The 25,454-nt window shown below is 60.0% G+C and carries 20 protein-coding genes and 1 tRNA gene; 18 read left to right on the plus strand and 3 right to left on the minus strand.

Annotated features, from left to right (window positions below; all coding sequences use genetic code 11):
• The first annotated feature begins 25 nt into the window (after positions 1–25).
• From glpE to K0P33_RS29360, 5 genes are all read left to right on the plus strand, one after another.
• On the plus strand, positions 26–355 hold the full coding sequence (gene glpE, locus K0P33_RS29340) for a thiosulfate sulfurtransferase GlpE (protein ID WP_094951402.1): 330 nt from the start codon (positions 26–28) through the stop codon (positions 353–355).
• Positions 356–640: 285 nt separating this feature from the next.
• Positions 641–2,563, plus strand: coding sequence for a PrkA family serine protein kinase (locus K0P33_RS29345; protein WP_094951401.1), 1,923 nt, complete (start codon positions 641–643; stop codon positions 2,561–2,563).
• Between the two features lie 113 nt (positions 2,564–2,676).
• Entirely contained in the window at positions 2,677–3,948 is a 1,272-nt protein-coding gene (locus K0P33_RS29350) for a YeaH/YhbH family protein (RefSeq protein WP_094951400.1), read from the plus strand.
• Positions 3,945–5,510, plus strand: a complete 1,566-nt coding sequence (locus tag K0P33_RS29355; RefSeq protein WP_242153015.1) for a SpoVR family protein — start codon at positions 3,945–3,947, stop codon at positions 5,508–5,510. The genes K0P33_RS29350 and K0P33_RS29355 overlap by 4 nt, the downstream gene beginning before the upstream one ends.
• 63 nt (positions 5,511–5,573) lie before the next feature.
• Positions 5,574–6,803 (plus strand): multifunctional CCA addition/repair protein, encoded by a 1,230-nt coding sequence (locus K0P33_RS29360; protein ID WP_242153017.1) that lies wholly within the window; start codon positions 5,574–5,576, stop codon positions 6,801–6,803.
• A gap of 212 nt (positions 6,804–7,015) precedes the next feature.
• On the opposite strand, the gene folK is transcribed toward K0P33_RS29360, so the two are convergent.
• Together folK and folB are read right to left on the minus strand one after the other, a co-directional pair.
• Complete coding sequence (gene folK / locus K0P33_RS29365; RefSeq protein ID WP_094951988.1) at positions 7,016–7,534, minus strand: 2-amino-4-hydroxy-6-hydroxymethyldihydropteridine diphosphokinase; 519 nt, start codon at positions 7,532–7,534, stop codon at positions 7,016–7,018.
• Positions 7,525–7,878: a dihydroneopterin aldolase gene (gene folB, locus K0P33_RS29370; RefSeq protein WP_026140135.1), complete on the minus strand. Its 354-nt coding sequence runs from the start codon at positions 7,876–7,878 to the stop codon at positions 7,525–7,527. The genes folK and folB overlap by 10 nt, the downstream gene beginning before the upstream one ends.
• Before the next feature lie 72 nt (positions 7,879–7,950).
• On the opposite strand from folB, the gene plsY reads away from it, so the two are divergent.
• Positions 7,951–8,520: a glycerol-3-phosphate 1-O-acyltransferase PlsY gene (plsY, locus tag K0P33_RS29375; RefSeq protein WP_242153021.1), complete on the plus strand. Its 570-nt coding sequence runs from the start codon at positions 7,951–7,953 to the stop codon at positions 8,518–8,520.
• A gap of 43 nt (positions 8,521–8,563) precedes the next feature.
• Here plsY and tsaD read toward each other — a convergent pair whose 3' ends face one another.
• The gene (gene tsaD / locus K0P33_RS29380) at positions 8,564–9,589 is read right to left on the minus strand and encodes a tRNA (adenosine(37)-N6)-threonylcarbamoyltransferase complex transferase subunit TsaD (RefSeq protein WP_094951990.1); all 1,026 of its coding nucleotides are present in this window, start codon (positions 9,587–9,589) and stop codon (positions 8,564–8,566) included.
• Between the two features lie 203 nt (positions 9,590–9,792).
• Here tsaD and rpsU point away from each other — a divergent pair, with 203 nt between their 5' ends.
• The 12 genes from rpsU to pqqB all read left to right on the plus strand — a co-directional run bounded on the left by rpsU (position 9,793) and on the right by pqqB (position 25,444).
• A complete protein-coding gene (gene rpsU / locus K0P33_RS29385; protein WP_002551877.1) occupies positions 9,793–10,008 on the plus strand; it encodes a 30S ribosomal protein S21 in 216 nt (71 codons plus the stop codon).
• A gap of 442 nt (positions 10,009–10,450) precedes the next feature.
• Entirely contained in the window at positions 10,451–12,421 is a 1,971-nt protein-coding gene (dnaG, locus tag K0P33_RS29390; RefSeq protein ID WP_094951991.1) for a DNA primase, read from the plus strand.
• A 67-nt stretch (positions 12,422–12,488) separates the two neighbouring features.
• The gene (rpoD, locus tag K0P33_RS29395; RefSeq protein WP_242153024.1) at positions 12,489–14,339 is read left to right on the plus strand and encodes an RNA polymerase sigma factor RpoD; all 1,851 of its coding nucleotides are present in this window, start codon (positions 12,489–12,491) and stop codon (positions 14,337–14,339) included.
• A 132-nt stretch (positions 14,340–14,471) separates the two neighbouring features.
• Positions 14,472–18,215 carry a bifunctional diguanylate cyclase/phosphodiesterase gene (locus K0P33_RS29400; RefSeq protein WP_242153027.1) on the plus strand — a complete coding sequence of 1,248 codons (3,744 nt, stop codon included), beginning with the start codon at positions 14,472–14,474 and terminating at the stop codon, positions 18,213–18,215.
• A 15-nt stretch (positions 18,216–18,230) separates the two neighbouring features.
• A tRNA-Ile gene (locus K0P33_RS29405) sits at positions 18,231–18,307 on the plus strand.
• An 83-nt stretch (positions 18,308–18,390) separates the two neighbouring features.
• On the plus strand, positions 18,391–18,621 hold the full coding sequence (locus tag K0P33_RS29410; protein ID WP_242153031.1) for a hypothetical protein: 231 nt from the start codon (positions 18,391–18,393) through the stop codon (positions 18,619–18,621).
• A 77-nt stretch (positions 18,622–18,698) separates the two neighbouring features.
• Positions 18,699–19,145: an Lrp/AsnC family transcriptional regulator gene (locus K0P33_RS29415; RefSeq protein ID WP_078734923.1), complete on the plus strand. Its 447-nt coding sequence runs from the start codon at positions 18,699–18,701 to the stop codon at positions 19,143–19,145.
• 167 nt (positions 19,146–19,312) lie between these two features.
• Positions 19,313–20,995 (plus strand): NAD(P)/FAD-dependent oxidoreductase, encoded by a 1,683-nt coding sequence (locus tag K0P33_RS29420; protein WP_242156135.1) that lies wholly within the window; start codon positions 19,313–19,315, stop codon positions 20,993–20,995.
• A gap of 10 nt (positions 20,996–21,005) precedes the next feature.
• A complete protein-coding gene (locus K0P33_RS29425; RefSeq protein WP_242153034.1) occupies positions 21,006–21,800 on the plus strand; it encodes a carbon-nitrogen hydrolase family protein in 795 nt (264 codons plus the stop codon).
• Positions 21,801–21,859: 59 nt separating this feature from the next.
• On the plus strand, positions 21,860–24,232 hold the full coding sequence (gene pqqF / locus K0P33_RS29430; RefSeq protein WP_242156137.1) for a pyrroloquinoline quinone biosynthesis protein PqqF: 2,373 nt from the start codon (positions 21,860–21,862) through the stop codon (positions 24,230–24,232).
• A gap of 155 nt (positions 24,233–24,387) precedes the next feature.
• Entirely contained in the window at positions 24,388–24,462 is a 75-nt protein-coding gene (gene pqqA / locus K0P33_RS29435; RefSeq protein WP_009045898.1) for a pyrroloquinoline quinone precursor peptide PqqA, read from the plus strand.
• A gap of 70 nt (positions 24,463–24,532) precedes the next feature.
• Entirely contained in the window at positions 24,533–25,444 is a 912-nt protein-coding gene (gene pqqB / locus K0P33_RS29440; protein WP_083356453.1) for a pyrroloquinoline quinone biosynthesis protein PqqB, read from the plus strand.
• Positions 25,445–25,454: the final 10 nt, after the last annotated feature.

Consider the following 25,454-nt stretch of genomic DNA (forward strand, 5'->3'; position numbering starts at 1 on the left):
CGCAGCCATGTCCAAGGAGCCCGCCATGAGCGAATTCAAACGTATCCCTCCCGAACAAGCCCAGGCCCTGCGCGAGCAAGGTGCCGTGGTGGTCGACATCCGCGACCCTCAGGCTCACGCCGCTGGCCATATCACCGGCGCGCAGCATCTGGACAACCACAGCATTGCCGACTTCATCCGTGCCGCCGACCTCGACGCGCCGGTGATCGTGGCCTGCTACCACGGCAACTCCAGCCAGAGCGCAGCGGCCTATCTGATCAGCCAGGGCTTCTCCGACGTCTATAGCCTGGACGGCGGCTTTGAGCTGTGGCGTGCGACCTATCCTGCGGAAATTGCCTCCAGCGATTCGCAATAATTTTTTTCACACCCCGCTACCCCGCGTGACGCTTGGGCTCGCGCCGTTTCTGACGAACGGCGCAGCCAAACTAATTACGTATCCCGCCTTGACCTCCCGGATTCCGAACTATCCTTAAGCGCAGGCCATCCGAATCAGGGGAGAGCCGGTACACCGGCGTACGGGTCATCGGTAGCGTTTCAGGGTGTTTGGGGGGAAAACGGCCATTGGTTGATCACCAATGACTGCCAGCATCGACTGATTGACCCGGCGTCGGCTCCACGTATCGAGCGAGGTGACGACGTCATGAGTATCTTTAGCCACTTCCAACAACGCTTCGCGTCCACCCAGCAGGAAGAACTCACGCTGCAAGAGTATCTCGAGCTGTGCAAACAGGACCGCAGCACCTACGCGTCTGCCGCCGAACGCCTGCTATTGGCAATTGGTGAGCCGGAGCTGGTGGAAACCGCCAACAATTCGCGCCTGTCGCGAATATTCTCCAACAAGGTGATCCGCCGCTACCCGGCCTTTGAAGACTTCCATGGCATGGAAGAATGCATCGACCAGATCGTCTCCTACTTCCGCCATGCCGCCCAAGGCCTGGAAGAGAAGAAGCAAATCCTCTACCTGCTCGGCCCCGTCGGCGGCGGCAAGTCGTCCCTGGCGGAAAAACTCAAACAACTGATCGAGAAAGTGCCCTTCTACGCGATCAAGGGCTCGCCGGTCTTCGAGTCGCCTCTAGGGCTGTTCAACGCCACGGAAGATGGCGCGATCCTCGAAGAAGACTTCGGCATCCCACGGCGCTACCTCAATACCATCATGTCGCCTTGGGCCACCAAGCGCCTGGCTGAGTTTGGCGGCGATATCAGCCAGTTCCGCGTGGTGAAACTCTACCCGTCGGTCCTCAACCAGATCGGCGTAGCCAAGACCGAACCGGGCGATGAGAACAACCAAGACATCTCGGCACTGGTGGGTAAAGTCGATATCCGCAAACTCGAAGAGTTCCCACAGAACGACGCCGACGCCTACAGCTACTCGGGCGCGCTGTGCCGGGCCAACCAGGGCCTGATGGAATTCGTGGAGATGTTCAAGGCGCCAATCAAGGTGCTGCACCCACTGCTGACCGCCACCCAGGAAGGTAACTACAACAGTACCGAAGGCCTGGGCGCAATTCCGTTCACCGGGATCCTGCTGGCCCACTCCAACGAATCGGAATGGCACACCTTCCGTAACAACAAGAACAACGAAGCCTTCATCGACCGGATCTACATCGTCAAGGTGCCGTACTGCCTGCGCGTCAGCGATGAGATCAAGATCTACGACAAGTTGTTGTTCAACAGCTCCCTGGCCAAGGCCCATTGCGCGCCTGACACCTTGAAGATGCTCGCCCAGTTCACCGTGCTGTCGCGCCTCAAGGAGCCGGAGAACTCGAACATCTATTCGAAGATGCGCGTCTACGACGGCGAAAACCTCAAGGACACCGATCCCAAGGCCAAGTCGATCCAGGAATACCGCGACACTGCGGGCGTGGATGAGGGCATGAATGGCCTTTCCACACGTTTCGCGTTCAAGATCCTCTCCAAGGTATTTAACTTCGACCCACACGAAATCGCCGCCAACCCAGTGCACCTGCTGTATGTGCTGGAGCAGCAGATCGAACAGGAACAGTTCCAGGCCGAAACCCGCGAACGCTACCTGCGCTTCCTCAAGGAATACCTGGCGCCGCGCTACATCGAGTTTATCGGCAAGGAAATTCAGACCGCGTACCTGGAGTCCTACAGCGAGTACGGCCAGAACATCTTCGACCGCTACGTGCTGTACGCCGACTTCTGGATCCAGGACCAGGAGTACCGCGACCCGGAAACCGGCGAGATTCTCAACCGCGTGGCCCTCAACGAGGAGCTGGAGAAGATCGAGAAACCGGCCGGCATCAGCAATCCGAAGGATTTCCGCAACGAAATCGTCAACTTTGTGCTGCGCGCCCGCGCCAACAACAACGGCAAGAACCCTACCTGGCTCAGCTACGAGAAGCTGCGGGTAGTCATCGAGAAGAAAATGTTCTCCAACACCGAGGATCTGCTGCCGGTCATCAGCTTCAACGCCAAGGCCAGCAAGGAGGATCAGCAAAAACACAACGACTTCGTTACACGAATGGTCGAGCGTGGCTACACCGACAAACAGGTACGGCTGCTCTCCGAGTGGTACCTGCGGGTTCGTAAATCACAGTAAGGCAGCGACAGGCGCGCGCTGCCGGGCCTTTGGCCTGGCAGCTGACCGCTTGTCTCTAAGCTTCCAGCTCGCGGCTTGAAGCTTGTAACGTGAAGCTGCCCGGAGGGCTCCCCATGAGCTATGTGATCGACCGACGCCTCAATGGCAAGAACAAGAGCACGGTAAACCGTCAGCGTTTCCTGCGGCGTTACCGTGACCACATCAAAAAGGCCGTTGAAGAGGCCGTCAGCCGCCGCTCCATTACGGATATGGAGCATGGCGAGCAAATCAGCATTCCCGGACGCGACATCGACGAACCGGTGCTGCACCACGGGCGCGGCGGCAAACAAACCGTCGTGCACCCCGGCAACAAGGAATTCACCACCGGCGAACATATCCAACGCCCGCAAGGCGGTGGCGGCGGTAAAGGCCCAGGCAAGGCCGGTAACTCTGGCGAAGGCATGGATGAGTTCGTGTTCCAGATCACCCAGGAAGAATTCCTGGAGTTCATGTTCGAAGACTTGGAACTGCCCAACCTGGTCAAACGCAACCTGACCGGCACCGACACCTTCAAGACCGTGCGCGCGGGGATCAGCAATGAGGGCAACCCGTCGCGGATCAACATCATCCGCACCCTGCGCTCGGCCCACGCCCGGCGTATCGCCCTGTCCGGCAGCAGCCGCGCCAAACTAAAGCAGGCCAAGGAAGAGTTGGCGCGTTTAAAACGCGAAGAGCCCGACAACTTCGGCGATATCCAGGAAGTCGAAGTGGAAATCGAGAAACTCAGCGCGCGGATTCACCGCGTGCCGTTCCTCGACACCTTCGACCTGAAATACAACCTGCTGGTCAAACAACCCAACCCGAGCTCCAAGGCCGTGATGTTCTGCCTGATGGACGTGTCCGGCTCGATGACCCAAGCAACCAAGGATATTGCCAAGCGCTTCTTCATCCTGCTGTACCTGTTCCTGAAGCGGAACTACGACAAGATCGATGTGGTGTTTATCCGCCATCACACCAGCGCCCGGGAAGTCGACGAAGAAGAGTTCTTCTATTCGCGGGAAACCGGCGGCACCATCGTCTCCAGCGCGTTGAAGCTGATGCAGGAAATCATGGCCGAACGCTACCCGGCTAATGAGTGGAATATCTACGCAGCCCAAGCTTCCGACGGCGACAACTGGAATGATGATTCGCCGATCTGCCGCGACATTCTGATCAACCAGATCATGCCGTTTGTGCAGTACTACACCTACGTCGAAATTACCCCTCGTGAGCACCAGGCCCTGTGGTTCGAATATGAACGCATCGGCGAAGCCTTTGCCGACACGTTCGCCCAGCAGCAACTGGTCTCGGCCGGCGATATCTACCCGGTCTTCCGTGAACTCTTCCAGCGCAGGTTAGTGACATGACCGCCAAAAAAGAGCATAAGCGCCAACCCATTTCCACCGGGTCCGAGTGGACCTTTGAACTGATCCAGGCCTATGACCGGGAAATCAGCCGTATCGCGGCCGGTTATGCTCTGGACACTTACCCCAACCAGATCGAAGTGATCACCGCCGAACAGATGATGGATGCCTATGCCTCGGTGGGTATGCCTTTGGGCTATCACCATTGGTCCTATGGCAAACACTTCCTCAGCACTGAGAAGTCCTACACGCGTGGCCAGATGGGTTTGGCCTACGAGATCGTGATCAACTCCGACCCGTGCATCGCCTACCTGATGGAAGAAAACACCATCTGCATGCAGGCACTGGTGGTGGCGCACGCGTGCTACGGGCACAACAGCTTCTTCAAGGGTAACTACCTGTTCCGCACCTGGACCGATGCCAGCTCGATCATCGATTACCTGGTGTTCGCCAAGCAGTACATCATGCAGTGCGAGGAACGCCACGGCATCGATGCAGTGGAGGATTTGCTCGATTCCTGCCACGCCCTGATGAATTACGGGGTCGACCGCTACAAACGCCCATACCCGATTTCCGCCGAGGAAGAACGCCTGCGCCAGAAGGAGCGCGAGGAGCACCTGCAGAAGCAGATCAACGATTTGTGGCGCACCATTCCAAAGCGCGCCGGCAAGAACAGCGACAAAGACAATGCACGCTTCCCCGCCGAACCTCAGGAAAACATCCTGTACTTCCTGGAAAAACACGCGCCCCTGCTGGAGCCCTGGCAGCGCGAAATCGTGCGTATCGTGCGCAAGATCGCCCAGTACTTTTATCCACAGCGCCAGACCCAGGTAATGAACGAAGGCTGGGCGACGTTCTGGCACTACACCTTGATGAATGACCTGTACGACGAGGGCCTGGTCACGGACGGTTTCATGATGGAGTTCCTCACCTCCCATACCAGCGTGGTGTTCCAACCCGGCTTCGACAGCCCCTATTACAGCGGCATCAACCCCTATGCGCTGGGCTTTGCCATGTACCGCGACATCCGGCGCATGTGCGAACACCCCACCGAAGAAGACCGCCGCTGGTTCCCGGAAATCGCCGGCAGCGATTGGCTGTCGACCATCAAGTTCGCCATGAGCAGCTTCAAGGACGAGAGTTTCATCCTGCAGTACCTGTCACCCCAGGTGATTCGCGACCTCAAGCTGTTCAGCATCATGGACGACGACCTCAAGGATGATCTGGTGGTGCCGGCCATCCACGACGAACCCGGCTACCGCACCATCCGTGAAACCCTGGCGGCGCAGTACAACCTGGGCAACCGCGAACCCAACGTGCAGATTTACAGCATCGATGTACGCGGCGACCGCTCGCTGACCTTGCGTCACCAGCAGCACGACCGCAAACCCTTGGGCGAATCCACCGAGGAAGTGCTCAAGCACCTGCACCGGTTGTGGGGCTTCGACATTCACCTGGAAACCCTGCAGGGCGACCAAGTGATGAAGACTCACCACGTGCCACCGCGCAGCGATCACAACGACAACGACTACGGCCGCCTGGACTTGGCCGTCGTTCATCTCTGAAACAGCAAAGCCTCCATTGGTCAGGCACAGGCGTTATCCTGTGCCGCTAATGGAGGCTTTTTCATGAAAATCTACACAGTTGGCGGCGCGGTGCGTGATCGCCTGCTCGGCATCAAGGTCACTGACATCGACCGCGTTGTGGTCGGCGCGACCACTGAAGAAATGCTCGCCAAGGGCTACAAGCCGGTGGGCGCTGACTTCCCGGTATTCCTCGACCCGAAAAACGGCGATGAGTACGCCCTCGCCCGCACCGAACGCAAGAGTGGCCGGGGTTACGGCGGCTTTGTGTTTCATGCCAGCCCCGAAGTCACGCTGGAAGAAGACTTGATTCGTCGCGACCTGACCATCAACGCCATAGCTGAGGACGATGACGGCAACTTGACCGACCCGTACCACGGCCAGAGCGATTTGGAGGCGCGCATTTTGCGTCACGTTTCCCCGGCGTTCGCCGAAGATCCTCTGCGCGTATTGCGTGTTGCCCGCTTTGCGGCGCGTTATGCGCACCTGGGTTTCACGGTCGCTCCTGAGACGCTGGAATTGATGCGCCAGCTCAGCGAATCCGGCGAACTGGAAGCACTGACACCGGAACGCAGCTGGAAGGAAATTTCCCGGGCACTGATGGAAGATCAGCCACAGGTGTTTATTCAGGTGCTACGTGACTGCGATGCGCTGAAAACCCTGATGCCGGAAGTGAACGCGCTATTCGGCGTGCCACAGCCCGAGGCCCATCACCCCGAAATCGACACCGGCCTGCACACCTTGAGCGTGTTGGAACAGGCCGCCTTGCACAAACAACCGCTTACGGTGCGTTGGGCCTGCTTGCTGCATGACGTGGGCAAGGGCCTGACACCTGTGGATAAGTTGCCGCAGCATATTGCTCATGAGCATACGGGCTTGAAGCTGATCAAGGCGGTCAATGAGCGCTTCAAAGTGCCGAAGGACTGCCAGGAGCTGGCACTGCTGGTGGGCCAATATCACACTCATGGCCATCGAGCGCCGGAGCTAAAAGCTTCGACATTGCTGGAGTTGCTGCAGAGTTTCGACGTGTATCGCCGGCCGCAACGCTTTGAGGAATTCGTGGTGAGCTGTGAAATGGATGCGCGTGGCCGCAAGGGGCTTGAGCAACGAAGTTATCCACAGGCGGATTATTTACGTGGTGCGGCCAAGGTTGCGCGCGAAGTGGCGGTCGCGCCCCTGCTGGAGAAAGGCTTCAAAGGCCCGGAACTGGGCGAGGCGCTCAAGCGCGAACGGCTCAAAGCGCTGAAAACCTACAAGGAACAACACAACGCGTAGCGGGCGAGCTTTTGTGGCGAGCGGGCTTGCCCTAATGCCGTTCAGTTAAGCGCAGATCCCCTGTGGGAGCGGCGGTGCGACGATTCGACTTGCCCGCCAAAGCGGTGGGTCAGTCAACATCCATGTTTGCTGGGCCGACGTCATCGCGGGCAAGTCGAATCGTCGCACCGCCGCTCCCACACTTGAATCGGTCAAGCCAAGAGTATCGGCGGCTATAGGAGATCCGCCGGGGTGAGTTGCCGGCCCTGCCACTCGAAGCCGACAGGCGCCAGCACTTGATCGATCTGCGCATCGCGCCACAGCTGGGCCAATGTCTTGCCCGCTTCGGGGTGCTCGCGATCCGGTGCCATCAACGACAGCGGCCACAGCACGAAGGCGTTTTTCAGGATTTCTGCGCGCGGCAGGATCAAGCCGTCGAAATTCCCCACCAGCTCGCCATACAGCAATACGTCGATATCCAGCGGCAGCCCTTTGCGGTCGGGCGCATAGCGGCCATTGTCGGCCTCGATAAATTTCAACCGGCGATCAAGTTCCATCAACGGCAAGTCGGTATAGGCCGACACCACCAGATTGAAAAACGGCCCACTCTTGATCCCCACCGGCTGGCTTTCGAACACGGGCGAGCAGCGCACGTCGGTCAAGAAGCTCGCCAGCGCGTCCAGGCCAGCGCGCAGGTGCGGCTCGCGCTCGATATTGCTGCCAAGGCCAAGGTAAACCTGAGTTAGCGACATCCGCGCTCGATCTCCACGCCCACGCCTTTGGCTGCCGGCACGGCGCCTGGCTTGGTCAATTTGAGGTGCAGCCAAGGAATCTGGAATTCGCTCATCAGCACTTCGGCCAGACGCTCGGCAAAGGTTTCCACCAGTTGGTACTGGGACTGCTCGGCAAAGGCCTGGATACGCGCGGACACGCTGGCGTAATCGAGCGCCAGGGTCAGGTCGTCACCGGCCGCGGCCGGGCGATTGTCCCAGGCAAAACTCAGGTCCAGGCGCAGGCATTGCTTGATGCCGCGCTCCCAGTCGTAGGCCCCGATCACGGTGTCGACTTCCAGGCCTTCGATAAACACTCTGTCCAAGCTCTTCTCCGCAGCACGACAAGGGCGCGATGCCCCGTTAGAATCAGGGCGTCCTCGCCCGGAATAGTTAGCATGTTTTGGTCACTGGCGATTCTCGCCTACCTGCTCGGCTCGCTGTCCTTCGCCATTTTGCTCAGCCGCCTGACGGGAAATCCCGACCCGCGAATGAGTGGCTCAGGCAATGCCGGTGCCACCAACATGTTGCGCCTGGCCGGCAAAAAACTCGCCGTACTGACGCTGCTGGGCGACATCTGCAAGGGCCTGTTGCCCGTACTCATCGCCAGCCTCGCCGGCCTCACCCTGCAACAGCAGGCCTGGGTAGGCGTGTGCGCCGTCCTCGGCCATCTGTTTCCGCTGTACTTCCGCTTTCGCGGTGGCAAGGGTGTCGCCACGGCGGCCGGCATGTTGCTGGGGATTTACCCTCCAGCGGCGTTACTGGCCGTGCTTGCCTGGCTGCTGACGTTCTACCTGACCCGCACCAGCTCGCTGGCCGCATTGATCGCCACGCCGCTCACCCTGCCCTTGCTGGCCTGGCAAGCGCCGGCAGCGCTGTTGCCGATGAGCGTGTTGACCCTGCTGATCGTCTGGCGCCACCGCGGCAATTTACGCGACCTGTTTACCGGGCGCGAACGGCATTTTTAAATACGTTCGATGAGCCCGGCTCACGTCGCGGCCATACAACGGCCTACAGCGGCGACAGTTGCTCCATCGGCCAGCGCGCCTGCACGCTGATCGCCAGGCTTTCATGCTGCCCGGCCTGCAGGCGCTGGCAACCGGCATAGGCGATCATCGCGCCGTTGTCGGTGCAAAACTCAGGGCGCGCATAGAACACATCGCCCTGCATGTCGCCGAGCATTTTTTCCAGCGAGGTGCGCAAGGCTTTGTTAGCGCTGACGCCGCCTGCGATCACCAGGCGCTTCATGCCCGCCTGTTTCAGGGCACGCTTGCACTTGATGGTCAAAGTCTCCACCACGGCCTGCTGGAACGCCAGTGCGATGTCGCAACGGGCTTGCTCACTGTCGTCCCCGGCGCTGACGCTCTGCTGCCAGGTGTTCAGCGCAGACGTTTTCAAACCACTGAAGCTGAACATCAGGCCCGGGCGATCACACATTGGGCGCGGGAAGGTGTAGCGGCCTGGGACGCCTTTTTCGGCAAGGCGCGCGATTTCCGGGCCGCCGGGATAATTGAGGCCCATCATCTTCGCGGTTTTGTCGAACGCTTCACCGGCGGCATCGTCCAAAGACTCGCCCAACAGTGTGTATTGGCCGATCCCATCGACCTGAACCAGCTGCGTATGCCCACCCGACACCAACAAAGCGACGAACGGGAACTGCGGCGGTGTTTTTTCCAACATAGGCGCCAGTAAATGGCCTTCCATATGGTGCACGCCGAGGGCCGGAATGCCCCAGGCAAACGCCAGCGCCTGGGCGCAAGAGGCCCCAACCAGCAGGGCTCCGACCAATCCGGGGCCGGCGGTGTAGGCAATCGCGTCAATCTCGGTCGGCACGCAGCCAGCCTCGTCCAGCACCTGGCGAATCAACGGCAGCATGCGTTTGACGTGATCACGGCTGGCGAGCTCCGGCACCACGCCGCCATAGGCGCGGTGCAGGTCGATCTGGCTGAACAGTGCATCGGCCAAAAGCCCGCGTTCACTGTCGTAAAGTGCGACACCGGTTTCGTCGCAGGAGGTTTCAAGTCCCAGTACTAGCATGGGTTTGCGCCTTGTAGAGGCTGAATTCGAAGGCGCGCATAATAGTCGCCACTCCCCCTCCCGACTAGCGGTTTTCGATCAGAGGCTTTGCATTCCGGGCAATGAGGGGTTAACATCCGCAACCCTTAAAAACCGACGACCTCAGCCGCGAATTTTTTGCGATGAGAACGTTGATTCCCGGTAATGAAAGAAGGTAGCTCTGGATGCCAGCCGTCAAAGTAAAAGAGAACGAACCCTTCGACGTAGCTCTGCGTCGTTTCAAGCGCTCCTGCGAAAAAGCCGGTGTTCTGGCTGAAGTTCGTAGCCGCGAATTTTATGAGAAGCCAACTTCTGAGCGTAAGCGTAAAGCAGCAGCCGCTGTTAAGCGTCACGCTAAGAAAGTTCAGCGCGAGCAGCGCCGCGCCGTTCGTCTGTACTAATACACAGACTTACGTAGCAAGCTTCTGCCAAGCCCGGCCCTCAGCCGGGCTATTGGCATTTGCGGATATCGCTTGATGCTTCATCGTCGACGCCGCACATGCGACCGAGACACTGCTTCAAACGTCAGGACTGGCTCTTTTGCCAGCGGTGCGCGTCTCTTCTGACGAGCCTAACAAGGCTACTGACGAGCACACTCATTCTTTTAAGCAGACGATCAACTGTGTCGGCTGTGCCCAACGATGCGTTTCCGAGGCCCTTTATTGGCCAACACCGGACGCCAGGGCAACATTTCAAAGCCGAACACTGATAGAAATTAACGTCAGTGAATGTTCGGCAGATACACTCCCTGACAGCCCAACCAGACGAAAGCTGATCGAGCCGCATAATGCGCGCCTGAGCACTTCGCGGGCCTCATTGACACGCAGTGATGACGAGAACGCCATGGCCGGGCTAATTCCCCAGAGCTTTATTGACGACCTTCTGAACCGCACCGACATCGTCGATGTTGTCAGCTCTCGCGTGCAAATGAAGAAGGCTGGCAAGAACTACACCGCCTGCTGCCCGTTCCACAAAGAAAAAACCCCCTCGTTCAGCGTCAGCCCCGACAAGCAGTTCTACTACTGCTTCGGCTGCGGCGCGGGCGGCAATGCCCTCGGCTTCATCATGGACCACGACAACCTGGACTTCCCCCAGGCCGTCGAGGAACTGGCGAAAGCCGCGGGCATGGAAATACCTCGCGAAGAAAGTGGCCGCCCGCACAAGCCGCGCCAACCCACCGACTCGCCGCTGTACCCGCTGCTGACGGCCGCTGCCGACTTCTACCGTCAGGCGCTTAAAAGCCATCCGCAGCGCAAGGCCGCCGTTGAGTACCTCAAGGGTCGCGGCCTCACCGGTGAAATCGCCCGGGACTTCGGCCTGGGTTTCGCGCCGCCCGGCTGGGACAACCTGTACAAGCACCTGAGCAGCGACACCCTGCAGCAGAAAGCCATGATCGACGCTGGCCTGCTGGTGGAAAACGCCGAGACCGGCAAGCGCTATGACCGTTTCCGCGACCGCGTGATGTTCCCGATCCGCGACAGCCGTGGCCGGATCATCGCGTTCGGTGGCCGCGTACTCGGCGACGACAAGCCCAAGTACCTGAACTCCCCGGAAACCCCGGTGTTTCATAAGGGCCAGGAGCTCTACGGGCTGTTCGAAGCGCGCAAAAACAACCGCAACCTCGATGAAATCATCGTGGTTGAAGGCTATATGGACGTGATCGCGCTCGCCCAGCAAGGCCTGCGTAACGCCGTGGCCACCCTGGGCACCGCCACCAGCGAAGAACACATGAAACGCCTGTTTCGCGTGGTGCCCAACGTACTGTTCTGTTTCGACGGTGACCAGGCCGGCCGCAACGCCGCCTGGCGCGCACTCGAAGCCACGCTGTCGAGCCTGCAGGATGGCCGCCGTGCGCGCTTCCTGTTCCTACCCGAAGGCGAAGACCCGGACACCCTGGTGCGCTCCGAAGGTACCGACGCGTTCCGTGCGCGCATCAATCAACACGCGCAACCACTGGCGGACTATTTCTTCCAGCAATTGACCGAAGAAGCCGACCCGCGCTCGCTCGAAGGCAAGGCCCATATGGCTACCCTCGCAGCACCGCTGATCGACAAAGTGCCGGGCGCCAACCTGAAATCACTGATGCGCATGCGCCTGCTGGAAATCACCGGTTTGAGCGGTGAAGCCGTCAGCCAGCTGGTGCACAACGCACCACAAAATGCGCCACCGGCGTACGACCCGGGCATGGATTACGACGCCATGCCGGACTATTCAGACTTCCACCAACCGCAGGATGCGTTCACGCCCCAGCAGGAGTGGACACCGAAGAAACCCGGCGCCGGCGGCAAGAAATGGGATAAGAAACCCTGGAGCAAGAACGGCAAACGCGGCGACCGCGATGAAGCCTACGCGCCACGTACGCCAGTGGCGGTGGAAGCACCGACGCTTATTGCGTTGCGCACGCTTATCCACCACCCGCAATTGGCCAAGAAGGTCGAGAGCGCTGATCATTTTGCCAACGAAAGCAACACCTATGCGCAGGTACTGATCGCCTTGATCGGGGCGGTACAGAAAAATCCTAAGCTAAACTCAATTCAGCTTATGGCTCGTTGGCATGGCACCGAACAAGGCCGCCTCTTGAGAGCACTCGCAGAAAAGGAGTGGCTAATTGACGGCGATAACCTTGAACAACAGTTTTTAGACACCATTACTAGGTTATCCGCGGGTCAGCATACGCAGACCCTCGACGAACTCATCAAAAGAGCAAGACAGCCGGGATTGTCGGCTGAAGAGCAAATTCAGATAGCAAAACAGATGCGCGACCTCTTAAAACAGAATGTTTCCGCATCAAACCCGACCTCAGCTGGCGCGTGAGGTCATAGCTCGGGTATAATCCTCGGCTTGTTTTTTGCCCGCCAAGACCTTCAGTGGATAGGGTGTTATGTCCGGAAAAGCGCAACAGCAGTCTCGTATCAAAGAGTTGATCACACTCGGTCGTGAGCAGGGTTACCTGACTTACGCGGAGGTCAACGACCACCTGCCTGAGGATATTTCAGATCCAGAGCAGGTGGAAGACATCATCCGCATGATTAATGACATGGGGATCAACGTATTCGAGGTTGCGCCAGATAAGGATTCCCTTATGCTGGCCGACGCCGATACCGACGAAGCGGCGGCCGAAGAGGCAGCAGCAGCGTTGGCAGCAGTGGAGACCGATATCGGTCGCACGACGGACCCTGTGCGCATGTATATGCGCGAAATGGGTACGGTCGAGTTGCTGACACGCGAAGGCGAAATTGAAATCGCCAAGCGTATCGAAGAGGGCATCCGTGAAGTGATGGGCGCAATCGCGCACTTCCCTGGCACGGTTGACCACATTCTCTCCGAGTACACCCGCGTCACCACCGAAGGTGGTCGCCTGTCTGACGTCTTGAGCGGTTACATCGACCCGGACGACGGCATTGCGCCGCCTGCCGCCGAAGTACCGCCGCCAGTCGACCCGAAGGCGGTTAAAGCTGACGACGACACTGATGACGACGAGGCTGAAGCCAGCACCGACGACGAAGATGAAGTCGAAAGCGGCCCGGACCCAATCGTCGCTGCCCAGCGTTTCGGTGCGGTTTCCGATCAAATGGAAATCACCCGCAAGGCCCTGAAAAAGCACGGTCGTGGCAACAAGCTGGCAATCGCCGAGCTGGTAGCCCTGGCTGAGCTGTTCATGCCAATCAAGCTGGTGCCGAAGCAATTCGAAGGCCTGGTTGAGCGTGTTCGCAGTGCCCTTGAGCGTCTGCGTGCCCAAGAGCGCGCAATCATGCAGCTCTGTGTACGTGATGCACGCATGCCGCGTACTGACTTCCTGCGCCAGTTCCCGGGCAACGAAGTTGACGAAAGCTGGACCGACGCACTGGCCAAGGGCAAGGCAAAATACGCCGAAGCCATTGGTCGCCTGCAGCCCGACATCATCCGTTGCCAGCAGAAGCTGACTGCGCTGCAGACCGAAACCGGTCTGACGATTGCCGAGATCAAGGACATCAACCGTCGCATGTCGATCGGTGAGGCCAAGGCCCGCCGCGCGAAGAAAGAGATGGTTGAAGCGAACTTGCGTCTGGTGATCTCCATCGCCAAGAAGTACACCAACCGTGGCCTGCAATTCCTCGATCTGATCCAGGAAGGCAACATCGGCTTGATGAAGGCTGTGGACAAGTTCGAATACCGTCGCGGCTACAAGTTCTCGACTTATGCCACCTGGTGGATCCGTCAGGCGATCACTCGCTCGATCGCCGACCAGGCCCGCACCATCCGTATTCCGGTGCACATGATCGAGACCATCAACAAGCTCAACCGTATTTCCCGGCAGATGTTGCAGGAAATGGGTCGCGAACCGACCCCGGAAGAGCTGGGCGAACGCATGGAAATGCCTGAGGATAAAATCCGCAAGGTATTGAAGATCGCTAAAGAGCCGATCTCCATGGAAACGCCGATTGGTGATGACGAAGACTCCCACTTGGGTGACTTCATCGAAGACTCGACTATGCAGTCGCCAATCGATGTCGCCACTGTTGAGAGCTTGAAAGAAGCGACTCGCGACGTACTGTCCGGCCTCACTGCCCGTGAAGCCAAGGTACTGCGCATGCGTTTCGGCATCGACATGAATACCGACCACACCCTTGAGGAAGTCGGTAAGCAGTTTGACGTGACCCGCGAGCGGATCCGTCAGATCGAAGCCAAGGCGCTGCGCAAGTTGCGCCACCCGACGCGAAGCGAGCATCTACGCTCCTTCCTCGACGAGTGATACCAAAACCCCCGGCCCAGGCCGGGGGTTTTGCTTTGTGCCGATTACTTTCTATAGATTAACTGCCGCGCCCCCCTCCCCCGCAATGCCCGTCTACACTCGAAACATTCCCCGTGCCATAACGAGACCGTTATGCCCAGACTGCCGACCGTGATACTGCTGTCGCTGCTGACCTGGACCGCAACGGCTGGCGCGTTGACTCTTACTGATGAAGAGCGTGGCTGGCTGTCGGACCATCAGGAGCTGCGCCTTGGGGTGGACGCCTCATGGCCACCCTTCGAATACCGTGATGAAAATGGCCGCTATCAGGGCTTGGCCGCTGATTACATCCGCCTGATCCAGGACCGCCTGGGCGTCAGAATCAAGCTGATCGAGCCGGTCAACTGGACCGCCGTGCTTGAGCAGGCCAAAAACAACCAGCTCGACCTGCTGCCCGGCATCATGTCCACGCCGGAGCGCCAGAGCTTCCTGGCCTTTACGCGCCCGTACCTGGATTTCCCTATTGTCATCCTCGCCCATGAAGGCGGCGCGAAACCGCGCAACCTCAAGGACCTTTACGGGCTGAAGATCGCCGTAGTGGAAAACTACGCCCCCCATGAATTGCTGCGCACCCACCATCCCGACCTCAACCTGGTGGCTTTGCCCAACGTCAGCTCGACGCTGCAAGCCCTGGCCACCGACGAAGTGGATGCCGTGGTCGGCGACCTCGCGTCCAGCGTCTGGAGCCTGCGCCAGCTCAAGCTCGATGGTTTATACGTCAGCGGCGAAACGCCCTACCGCTATCAGCTGGCAATGGGCGTGCCGCGGGATGAGAAAATGCTGGTGGGCATCCTCGACAAGGTCCTCGCCGACCTCAGCCCCAGCGAAACCGACGCCATCCAGCAACACTGGGTCGGCAGCATCACCGATCACCGCACGTTTTGGTCCGACCTGCTGATGTACGGCCTGCCGGCAGTGCTGCTGCTGAGCACCGTGCTGGCCATTGTGATTCGGATCAACCGCCGGCTCAGCTCGGAAATCTCCCGCCGGGTGGCCCTCGAGCAAGAACTGCGCAGCAGCGAATACCACTACCGCGGCCTGGTGGAGAGCCTGTCCGCCATCGCCTGGGAGGCCAGCATCACCGATTTCACCTACAGCTACGTGTCGCCCCATGCCGAAGACTTGCTCGGCTACCCGCGTGCGCATTGGCTGATTCCAGGCTTCTGGCGCAACATCATCCACCCCGCCGACCTGACACGTGCCGAGGCCTACTGCTACCAGGAAACCCGCGCCAACCGTGATCACAGCGTCGATTATCGGGTAATCACCGCCGACGGCCGCTGCTTGTGGGTGCGCGACATTGTCAGCCTCATCGAGCACGGGCATGAGCCAGTACTGCGCGGCCTGATGATCGATATCAGCGAAGCCAAGCGCACCGAAGAAGCCTTGCAATTGTCCGAGGAGAAATTTGCCTCGGTGTTCCAGCAATGCCCGGACATCTTGGTGATTGCGCGCTTGTCCGATGGCTGCCTTCTGGAGGTCAACAAGGCGTTTGAGGACCAGATCGGCCTGAGCGCCGCAGACGTGGTGGGCAAAACCGCCACCGAATTAGATATCTGGGGCATTCAAGGCGTCGGTCCCGACCTGCTGCAACGGGTGCAAACCACCAGCATCCGCAACCTGGAAATGCCTTTTCGGCGCAGCAACGGCCAAACCTTTACCGGGTTGATCTCGGCAGAGCCATTCCAACTCGACACCACCGAAGCCTTGGTGGTGGTGGTGCGTGACATCACCCCGCTCAAGGAAACCCAGCAACAACTGCAAACCTCCGAAGAGAAATTCGCCAAGGCCTTCCACGCCTCACCCGATGGCTTGCTGCTCAGCCGCCAGCGCGATGGGCTGCTGATTGAAGTGAATGACGGTTTCAGCCGGCTGACCGGGTTCACCAGCGCAACGTCGCTCGACCAATCCACCTTGGAACTGGGCATTTGGGTCGACCTCAACGAACGCAAACACATGCTGGAACTGATGCAGCGCGACGGGCTTGTCCGCGATTTCGTCTGCCACATACGCCGCAACGACGGCCAGATTCGCCTCTGTGAAGTGTCCAGCCGCCCACTGCCCATCGGCGATGAAGATTGCATGCTGACCATCGCCCGGGACATCACCGAACGCCAATTCATGCAGGAAAAGCTGCAACAGGCCGCGACGGTGTTCGAAAGTACGGCCGAAGGCGTATTGATCACCGACACCCGGCAGAACATCAGCGCCGTCAACCGCGCCTTCAGCGAAATCACCGGCTACAGCGAAGCCGAAGCCCTCGGCAGTACGCCGCGCCTGCTCGCTTCCGGCCTGCACGACAGCGCGTTCTATGCGGCCATGTGGCACCAACTGACCGCCCAGGGGCACTGGCAGGGCGAGATCTCCAACCGCCGCAAGAACGGCGAGTTGTACCCCAGTTGGCTGACCATCAATGCCGTGCGCAACCGCGAGCAACTGATCACCCACTTTGTTGCCGTGTTTGCCGACATCTCCAGCCTTAAGCATGCCCAGGCGCGCCTCGACTACCAGGCGCATCATGATCCACTGACGGGCCTGCCTAACCGCACCCTGTTCGAAAACCGGCTGCAGGCGGCACTTAATGGCCAGCAAGAAAGCGGCAACCAAGGCGCGGTGCTATTCCTCGACCTGGACCGTTTCAAACACATCAATGACAGCCTTGGCCACCCCGTCGGCGACCTGCTGCTCAAAGACATCGCCGTGCGCCTCAAAGACCAACTGCGCGACGTCGACACCGTGGCTCGCCTGGGCGGCGACGAATTCATCATCCTGCTGCCCGGCCTGCAGCACGCCAGCGATGCCGAGCACCTGGCCAATAAACTGCTCGCCTGCTTCACCCCGCCGTTCCAGGCCGGCGAGCACGAGTTCTTTATCAGCGCTAGTATCGGCACCAGCCTGTACCCACAGGACGGCACCGACGTCGCCACCCTGGTCAAAAACGCCGACGCGGCGATGTACCGCTCCAAGGCCAAGGGCCGCAACCGCGTCGAAAGCTACACCCAAGACCTCACCGCCCAGGCCAACGAACGCGTGGCCCTGGAACACGAACTGCGCCGCGCCATCGAGCGTGAAGAGTTATTTTTGTACTACCAGCCGAAGCTGAGCCTGATCACCCAGGAACTGATCGGCGCCGAAGCCCTGATTCGCTGGCACCATCCGACCTTTGGTGATGTGCCGCCTGAACACTTCATCGCCCTGGCCGAAGAGAACGGCATGATCCTGCAGATCGGTGACTGGGTACTGGAACAGGCATGCCGTCAGATGCACCAGTGGAAAGAAGCCTTCGATGACTTCGGCCCACTGTCGGTCAACCTTGCCGGCGCCCAACTGCGCCACCCCGGCCTGCTCGCACGCATCGAACAGCTCCTGCGCGACTACCGCCTGGAGCCCGGCTGCCTGCAACTGGAAATCACCGAAAACTTCATCATGAGCCAGGCCGAAGAAGCACTGGAAGTACTGCACCAACTCAAACGCCTGGGCGTGCAACTGGCGATTGATGACTTCGGCACCGGCTATTCATCCCTCAGCTACCTCAAGCGCCTGCCGCTGGACTTCCTGAAGATCGACCAATCCTTCGTACGCGGCCTGCCCGACGACCCCCACGACGCCGCCATCGTGCGCGCCATCATCGCCCTAGGCCACAGCATGCAATTCACCATCATCGCCGAAGGCGTGGAAAACCCCGCACAGCAGGCATTCCTCGCTGCCGAAGGCTGTGAACAGATGCAAGGCTACATCGTCAGCCTGCCCCTGCCGCCCGAGCTTTTTGCCGAGGCTTTTCTTCATATGAGGGTTTCAGACTTTTCGGATGGCACAGTGGGGAAACCATCGTTATAATCCGCGACCTACTGAGGGCCTATAGCTCAGTTGGTTAGAGCAGGGGACTCATAATCCCTTGGTCGTAGGTTCGAGTCCTACTGGGCCCACCAAACAAGAAAGCCGCGCACTGCGCGGCTTTTGTGTGTCTGGCGTTTGGAAATGGGGAACGCTGGCCCTCTCGCCCTTTTCTGCAATGAAAGATTTGTTAATTGTCCCCAACTGCTTTGCTACCCGAGGCGGCGAGACGTTCACCCTGCACCCCGGTGAAGTGCTGGTCGCTGAAGACAATACCGGCACCGGCCATCGTTGGAATCTAATCGACGATCAGCCGTGGCGTCGTGGCTACGTAGTGCTCAAGCCTGGCACGCCGGACTCGTTTATCCCGAACGATGCTGCCGCTGCGAAAGTATGCAAGGCGCCTTAATCTCGCAGATCGCACCGCTCCAGAAGGGCGCAAGCCTGTAACATGGCGACCCATTGCCGCCCGCACTGGAGCTCCCCTTGCCCGTCCTCGATGAAATCGATCGCCAACTGATCGCTGCCTTGCAGATCAACGCCCGCGAAAGCGTGGCCATGCTTGCCCGGCAGTTGGGTATTGCGCGCACTACGGTGACGTCGCGCCTGGCGCGCCTGGAAAAAACCCAGGTGATTACCGGTTATGGCGTGCGCCTCGGGCAGCGGGTGGTCGATGGCGGTTTGCAGGCTTATGTGGGGATCACCGTGCAAGCGCGCTCGGGCAAGGAAGTGCTGCGCAGGCTGAGTGCCATGGCGCAGGTGCAGCAGTTGTGTGCGGTGAGTGGCGAGTTCGATTACGTGGCCTGGCTGCGCACGGATTCGCCGGAGCAACTGGATCAATTGCTGGACCAGATCGGCAGTGTCGACGGTGTGGAGAAAACCACTACTTCGATCATCCTCAGTAACAAATTGGATCGCGGACAGCCAATCTGACCACCACGTTCGTCACTCTGACTAAAAACAGCTCAATCCGACGACACATTGAGTCTTAATAACGAACGCTACGCTGCCTAAACTGGCTGCCATCTTTTCCTATACTCAACGGGCCACCTCCCGCCGAGTCGTCAGTAAGGTCAGCCATGAGCATTCCGTCCAGCACCATCAGCAAGACCCATCGCCACCCCGCCGACGGTAAAAAGCCTATCACCATCTTTGGCCCGGACTTTCCGTTTGCCTTTGATGACTGGATCGAACACCCGGCTGGCCTGGGCAGCATCCCCGCGGCCAACCATGGCGCGGAAGTGGCGATTGTCGGGGCCGGGATCGCGGGCCTTGTAGCCGCTTACGAGCTGATGAAGCTGGGCCTGAAGCCCGTGGTGTACGAAGCCTCGAAGATGGGCGGCCGTTTGCGCTCCCAGGCGTTTGAAGGGGCCGAGGGCATCATCGCCGAGTTGGGCGGCATGCGTTTTCCGGTGTCGTCCACCGCGTTCTACCACTATGTGGACAAGTTGGGCCTGGAGACCAAACCCTTCCCCAACCCGCTGACGCCGGCCTCCGGCAGCACCGTGGTCGACCTCGAAGGCCAGACCCACTACGCGCAAAAACTCTCTGACTTGCCGGTGCTGTTCCAGGAAGTCGCTGACGCCTGGGCCGATGCGCTGGAAGCCGGCTCGCAGTTCGGTGATATCCAGCAGGCCATCCGCGACCGCGACGTGCCACGCCTCAAAGAGCTGTGGAACAAGCTGGTGCCGCTGTGGGACGACCGCACGTTCTATGACTTCGTCGCCACCTCCAAGGCGTTCGCCAAACTGTCTTTCGCGCACCGCGAAGTGTTTGGCCAAGTGGGTTTCGGCACCGGCGGCTGGGACTCGGACTTCCCTAACTCGATGCTGGAAATTTTCCGCGTGGTGATGACCAACTGCGACGACCACCAGCACTTGGTGGTCGGCGGCGTGGCGCAAGTGCCCATGGGCATTTGGCGCCATGTGCCGGAACGTTGTGCGCACTGGCCCGCCGGCACCAGCCTCAGCTCGCTGCATCGCGGTGCGCCACGGGCCGGTGTGAGCCGTATTGCCCACGCCGCCGATGGCCGCTTTGCCGTGACCGACAACTATGGCGACACGCGTGAATACGCCGCCGTACTGACCACCTGCCAAAGCTGGCTACTGACCACCCAGATCGAATGCGACGAAACCCTGTTCTCGCAGAAAATGTGGATGGCACTGGATCGCACCCGCTATATGCAGTCGTCGAAAACCTTCGTGATGGTTGACCGCCCGTTCTGGAAAGACAAAGACCCGGAAACCGGCCGCGACTTGATGAGCATGACCCTCACCGATCGCCTGACCCGTGGCACTTATCTGTTCGACAATGGTGACGACAAGCCGGGCGTGATTTGCCTGTCGTACTCGTGGATGAGCGACGCGCTGAAAATGCTGCCGCAGCCCATCGACAAGCGCGTGAAATTGGCCCTTGATGCGCTGAAGAAGATCTACCCTAAAGTCGATATCAAGGCGCGCATCATCGGCGACCCGATCACGGTGTCCTGGGAAGCCGACCCGCACTTCCTTGGGGCTTTCAAAGGCGCGTTGCCCGGCCACTATCGCTACAACCAGCGGATGTATGCGCACTTCATGCAGAAGGACATGCCCGCCGAACAACGTGGGATTTTTATCGCCGGTGACGACGTCTCCTGGACACCCGCCTGGGTGGAAGGCGCGGTACAAACCTCGCTGAACGCGGTGTGGGGCATCATGACCCACTTCGGCGGCAGCACGCATCCGCAGAACCCAGGGCCGGGAGATGTATTTGACGAAATCGGCCCAATCGCCCTGGCCGATTAAGGAGTTGAGTATGCGCGTCGCCCTGTACCAATGCCCACCGCTGCCGCTGGATGTAGCCGGTAACCTCAAGCGCCTGCACCAGCTCGCGCATGAGGCGTCGGATGCCGATGTGCTGGTGCTGCCGGAGATGTTTCTCAGCGGCTATAACATCGGCGCCGAAGCCGTTGGCGCGCTGGCTGAAGCACAGGATGGCGCCTCGGCACAGGCGATAGCTGCACTTGCCAAAAGCGCCGGGCTGGCGATTCTGTACGGCTACCCGGAGCGGGCCGAGGATGGCCAGATCTACAACGCCGTGCAGTTGATCGACGCCCATGGCCAGCGCCTCTGCAACTACCGCAAGACCCACCTGTTTGGCGATCTGGACCACTCGATGTTCAGTGCCGGGGAAGATGCTTTCCCGCTGGTGGAATTGAACGGCTGGAAGCTCGGTTTCCTGATCTGCTACGACCTGGAGTTTCCGGAAAATACCCGTCGCCTGGCCCTGGCCGGCGCCGAGTTGATCCTGGTGCCCACCGCCAATATGGTGCCGTTCGACTTTGTCGCCGACGTGACCGTGCGTGCGCGGGCCTTTGAAAACCAGTGTTATGTGGCTTACGCCAATTACTGCGGGCAGGAAGGCGAGATTCACTATTGCGGGCAAAGCAGCATTGCTGCGCCCAATGGCCAGCGCATCGCCCAGGCCGGGTTGGATGAGGCCTTGATCGTCGGGGAGCTGGATCGCCAGTCGATCCTTGATGCACGCGCCGCCAATCACTACCTGCAAGACCGTCGCCCGGAGTTGTACGGCGCACTGCATAAGCCCTGACCCAGCCGGTTTGTCAGCGGTTTGTTAACATGGCCACATCCTACGTTTCGGAAGTGCCCATGCCTGCGCCGGCCCACCCTCACCACCTTCACCTGACCCTGGCCAACGGCCTGCGGGTTTCCCTGCGCCATGCGCCGCGCCTGAAGCGTTGCGCTGCCGTTTTACGCGTGGCCGCTGGCAGCCATGACGTGCCCTTGGCCTGGCCGGGGCTGGCGCATTTCCTTGAGCATTTGTTGTTTCTCGGCACCGAGCGCTTTCCCACAAGCGAAGGCTTGATGGCCTACGTGCAACGCCACGGTGGGCAGGTCAACGCCAGCACCCGCGAACGCACCACCGACTTCTTCTTTGAACTGCCGGTGGCGGCCTTTACCGATGGGCTGGAGCGCCTGGCGGACATGCTGGCCCACCCGTGCTTGGCGATTGAAGATCAGTTGCGTGAGCGCGAAGTGGTGCACGCGGAGTTTATCGCCTGGTCCCAGGATGCCAAGGCGCAGCAGGAGGTTGCGCTGCTGGAGGGTTTGGCGGCTGATCACCCTCTGCGCGGTTTTCACGCGGGCAATCGCGACAGTTTGCCGGTGGAGCGTGAGGCATTTCAGCAAGCACTGCGGGAATTCCACGCGCACTTTTACCAAAGCGGGCAGATGACCTTGAGCCTTGCAGGCCCGCAGCCGCTGGATGAACTGCAAGCCTTGGCGCAGCAATTCAGCGAAGCATTAGCCTCGGGGCCTTTGCACCCCCAGGCCGAACCGCCCGCACTGATGCAAGGCGCAGCACACGCCTATCAACACGCCGCCAATCATCACTTGCACCACGTCATTGCCTGTGACGTACCCCGCCAAGCACTGGATTTTCTCTGCTCCTGGCTCAACGCCTCGGCGCCCGGCGGTTTGCTGGCGGAGCTGAAAGCGCGAAAGCTGGCGAGCGCACTGCAAGCATCCGTGCTGTATCACTTCGCCGGGCAAGCGCTGCTGGATATCGACTTTACCCTCGTCACTCAAGGCGAGTCGGTTACTCAGACCAAAGTGTTGTTGCACGACTGGTTGAGCTTTTTCGCACAGAGCGATTGGACGCTGTTGCGAGAAGAGTTCGCCTTGCTGAACGCTCGCCAGCAACAGGTCCAAGGCGCCCTGGCACTGGCTCGCAACGACAGCGAAGACCTGTCGGGGCCGGGCATCGCAGCCCTGAAGAGCCTGCTCGACTCACTGCACCTGCCACCTCCCCAGCACGCTTGGCAATTGCCGCCCAACAATCCATTCCTGCGCCCACCGGTCAAAGAAGAGCGCGCCGGCCTGATTCGCGGCCAGACCAGCGCCCACCGTGGCTTGCGCACCTTTGCCCAGGATCGCTCGCGGGGACGTCGAGACGTGTCGGCGCTGACCTTCAGCCAAGCCTTGGCGGATGACACGGATGAGGGCGCGCTGTATCTGCATTGGCGATTTGATGGCGGCGTGCCCGCCGGGCTGGAAAACCCATTACAGCCGTTGCGTGAGCATGCTCGCCAGGCTGGAATCGAATTGTCTTTCGAGACCCTCGCCAATGACTGGCGGGTGAAAATGGTCGGCCTTCACGAACCGATGCCGGCCGTGGTCGAAGCGCTAGCGCTTAACCTGAGCCGGTCCGATGAACTGCCGTCGCCTTCCACATCAACGCCGATGATTGCGATTCGGGAATTGCTCAAGGCGTTGCCTGCTTGTTGTGTCGGCAGTTCGGGAGCCAGCGAGACGTCAGCGCCATGGAGCACCGCGCGCTGGCAAGGTCTGGGAATCGGTTTGCCCGCCGCGTGTGAAGCGGCGATCAAAACCGCAGCAGTGCGATTGCCCGGCCAGCCGGCAAGCCTTGAATACACGCGCCAAAGCCTCGACGGCCAGCGGTTCTGGCACCCGGTGAAAACCGACTCCAGCGAAGCCGCGTTGCTGCTGTTTTGCCCAACGCCAACCCAAACCCTGGCCGATGAAGCGGCATGGCGACTGCTCGGGCATCTGCTCCACGCGCCGTTTTACCAACGCCTGCGGGTCGAACTGCAAGTCGGCTACGCCGTATTCAGCGGCATCCGACAGATCAACGGGCAAACCGGCCTGCTGTTCGGCGTGCAATCCCCAAGCGTCTCCCTGGCTGGGATCTTCGAACACCTGCAGACCTTCCTGGCGCAAATGCCGGCGTTAATCGCCAACAATGCCGACCTGGGCAACCAGACCCTGGCGCAGCAATTCACTGCCCAGGCATTACCCATCGCCCAAGCGGCCGAGCTGCTCTGGCAAGCGCAGTTGGCCGACCATTCGTCGGGTTATCTGGAGCCGCTTCAGCAACTGATCCAAACCCGTACACGCGAGGATTTGCAGCACGCCGCACGGCAACTCAACGACGCTGCTGGCGGCTGGCGCTGTGTGGCCAACGGCCCGTCCATCAAGGGTTCCTGGCACGCGGCAGGCTGATCATTGCTGGCCCTGCAAAAGGCTTTTGCCACCAAGACAGCGCTAACTTGAAAAGAATTGCGTAACATCCATACGCACACCTCTGAACATCTCCGGTTGGAGGTGGACTATATGTATGAGTATTGAACGTCCCATCCCTTCGTAGGAGTATAAATATGTCTTGGTCCAAACCTGCTTACACTGATCTGCGTATTGGTTTCGAAGTCACCATGTACTTCGCCAGCCGTTGATTGGCTGAGTAATACAACGCCTCGGCTCGTCCGGGGCGTTTTTGTTTTGAGCTTTGCTGATGGAGCGATCATGTTTGTCCAGATTCTAGGTTCCGCCGCCGGCGGTGGCTTCCCGCAGTGGAACTGCAACTGCGTGAACTGCGCAGGCTTTCGCGACGGCAGCCTGCGGGCCCTGGCGCGTACTCAATCATCCATCGCGATCTCCGACGATGGCGTCAATTGGGTGCTGTGCAACGCGTCGCCGGATATCCGCGCGCAGTTGCAAGGCTTTGCACCGATGCAACCCGGCCGTGCCCTGCGCGACACCGGCATCAGCGCGATAATCCTGATGGACAGCCAGATCGACCACACCACTGGCCTGTTGAGCCTGCGCGAAGGCTGCCCGCACCAGGTGTGGTGCACCGACATGGTCCACGAAGATTTGAGCACCGGCTTCCCGCTGTTCACCATGCTCACGCACTGGAATGGCGGCCTGGCCTGGAACCGCATTGAGCTGGACGCCAGCTTCACCATCCCCGCCTGCCCCAACCTGCGTTTCACCCCGCTGCCACTGCGCAGCGCCGCGCCGCCCTACTCGCCGCACCGCTTCGACCCGCACCCTGGCGACAACATCGGCCTGATCGTCGAAGACCTGCGCACCGGCGGCAAACTGTTCTACGCCCCGGGCCTGGGCAAGGTCGACGCGCCGCTGCTGGAGATCATGGCCGGCAGCGATTGCCTGCTGGTGGACGGCACGATGTGGGACGACGATGAAATGCAGCGCCGTGGCGTCGGCACCCGCACCGGTCGCGAGATGGGCCACTTGGCACAGAACGGCCCCGGCGGCATGCTCGAAGTACTGGAGCAGTTGCCCGAGCAGCGCAAGGTACTTATCCACATCAACAACACCAACCCGATCCTCGATGAAGACTCCCCTGAGCGAGCCGAGCTGGTGCGGCGTAATGTCGAAGTGGCTTACGACGGCATGAGCATAGAATTGTAGGAGCAGACCA

This window comes from Pseudomonas sp. ArH3a, assembly GCF_022648765.1.
Classification (GTDB): Bacteria; Pseudomonadota; Gammaproteobacteria; order Pseudomonadales; family Pseudomonadaceae; genus Aquipseudomonas.

What these genes read in the sequence shown, in the direction of transcription:
- K0P33_RS29360 (WP_242153017.1), top strand. Translation starts at nt 5,574, where the DNA reads ATGAAAATCTACACAGTTGGCGGCGCGGTGCGTGATCGCCTGCTCGGC.
- rpoD (WP_242153024.1), top strand. Translation starts at nt 12,489, where the DNA reads ATGTCCGGAAAAGCGCAACAGCAGTCTCGTATCAAAGAGTTGATCACA.
- K0P33_RS29355 (WP_242153015.1), top strand. Translation starts at nt 3,945, where the DNA reads ATGACCGCCAAAAAAGAGCATAAGCGCCAACCCATTTCCACCGGGTCC.
- pqqF (WP_242156137.1), top strand. Translation starts at nt 21,860, where the DNA reads ATGCCTGCGCCGGCCCACCCTCACCACCTTCACCTGACCCTGGCCAAC.
- dnaG (WP_094951991.1), top strand. Translation starts at nt 10,451, where the DNA reads ATGGCCGGGCTAATTCCCCAGAGCTTTATTGACGACCTTCTGAACCGC.
- K0P33_RS29400 (WP_242153027.1), top strand. Translation starts at nt 14,472, where the DNA reads ATGCCCAGACTGCCGACCGTGATACTGCTGTCGCTGCTGACCTGGACC.
- K0P33_RS29350 (WP_094951400.1), top strand. Translation starts at nt 2,677, where the DNA reads ATGAGCTATGTGATCGACCGACGCCTCAATGGCAAGAACAAGAGCACG.
- tsaD (WP_094951990.1), bottom strand. Translation starts at nt 9,589, where the DNA reads ATGCTAGTACTGGGACTTGAAACCTCCTGCGACGAAACCGGTGTCGCA.
- K0P33_RS29410 (WP_242153031.1), top strand. Translation starts at nt 18,391, where the DNA reads ATGAAAGATTTGTTAATTGTCCCCAACTGCTTTGCTACCCGAGGCGGC.
- glpE (WP_094951402.1), top strand. Translation starts at nt 26, where the DNA reads ATGAGCGAATTCAAACGTATCCCTCCCGAACAAGCCCAGGCCCTGCGC.
- rpsU (WP_002551877.1), top strand. Translation starts at nt 9,793, where the DNA reads ATGCCAGCCGTCAAAGTAAAAGAGAACGAACCCTTCGACGTAGCTCTG.
- K0P33_RS29345 (WP_094951401.1), top strand. Translation starts at nt 641, where the DNA reads ATGAGTATCTTTAGCCACTTCCAACAACGCTTCGCGTCCACCCAGCAG.
- plsY (WP_242153021.1), top strand. Translation starts at nt 7,951, where the DNA reads ATGTTTTGGTCACTGGCGATTCTCGCCTACCTGCTCGGCTCGCTGTCC.
- pqqB (WP_083356453.1), top strand. Translation starts at nt 24,533, where the DNA reads ATGTTTGTCCAGATTCTAGGTTCCGCCGCCGGCGGTGGCTTCCCGCAG.
- folK (WP_094951988.1), bottom strand. Translation starts at nt 7,534, where the DNA reads ATGTCGCTAACTCAGGTTTACCTTGGCCTTGGCAGCAATATCGAGCGC.
- K0P33_RS29425 (WP_242153034.1), top strand. Translation starts at nt 21,006, where the DNA reads ATGCGCGTCGCCCTGTACCAATGCCCACCGCTGCCGCTGGATGTAGCC.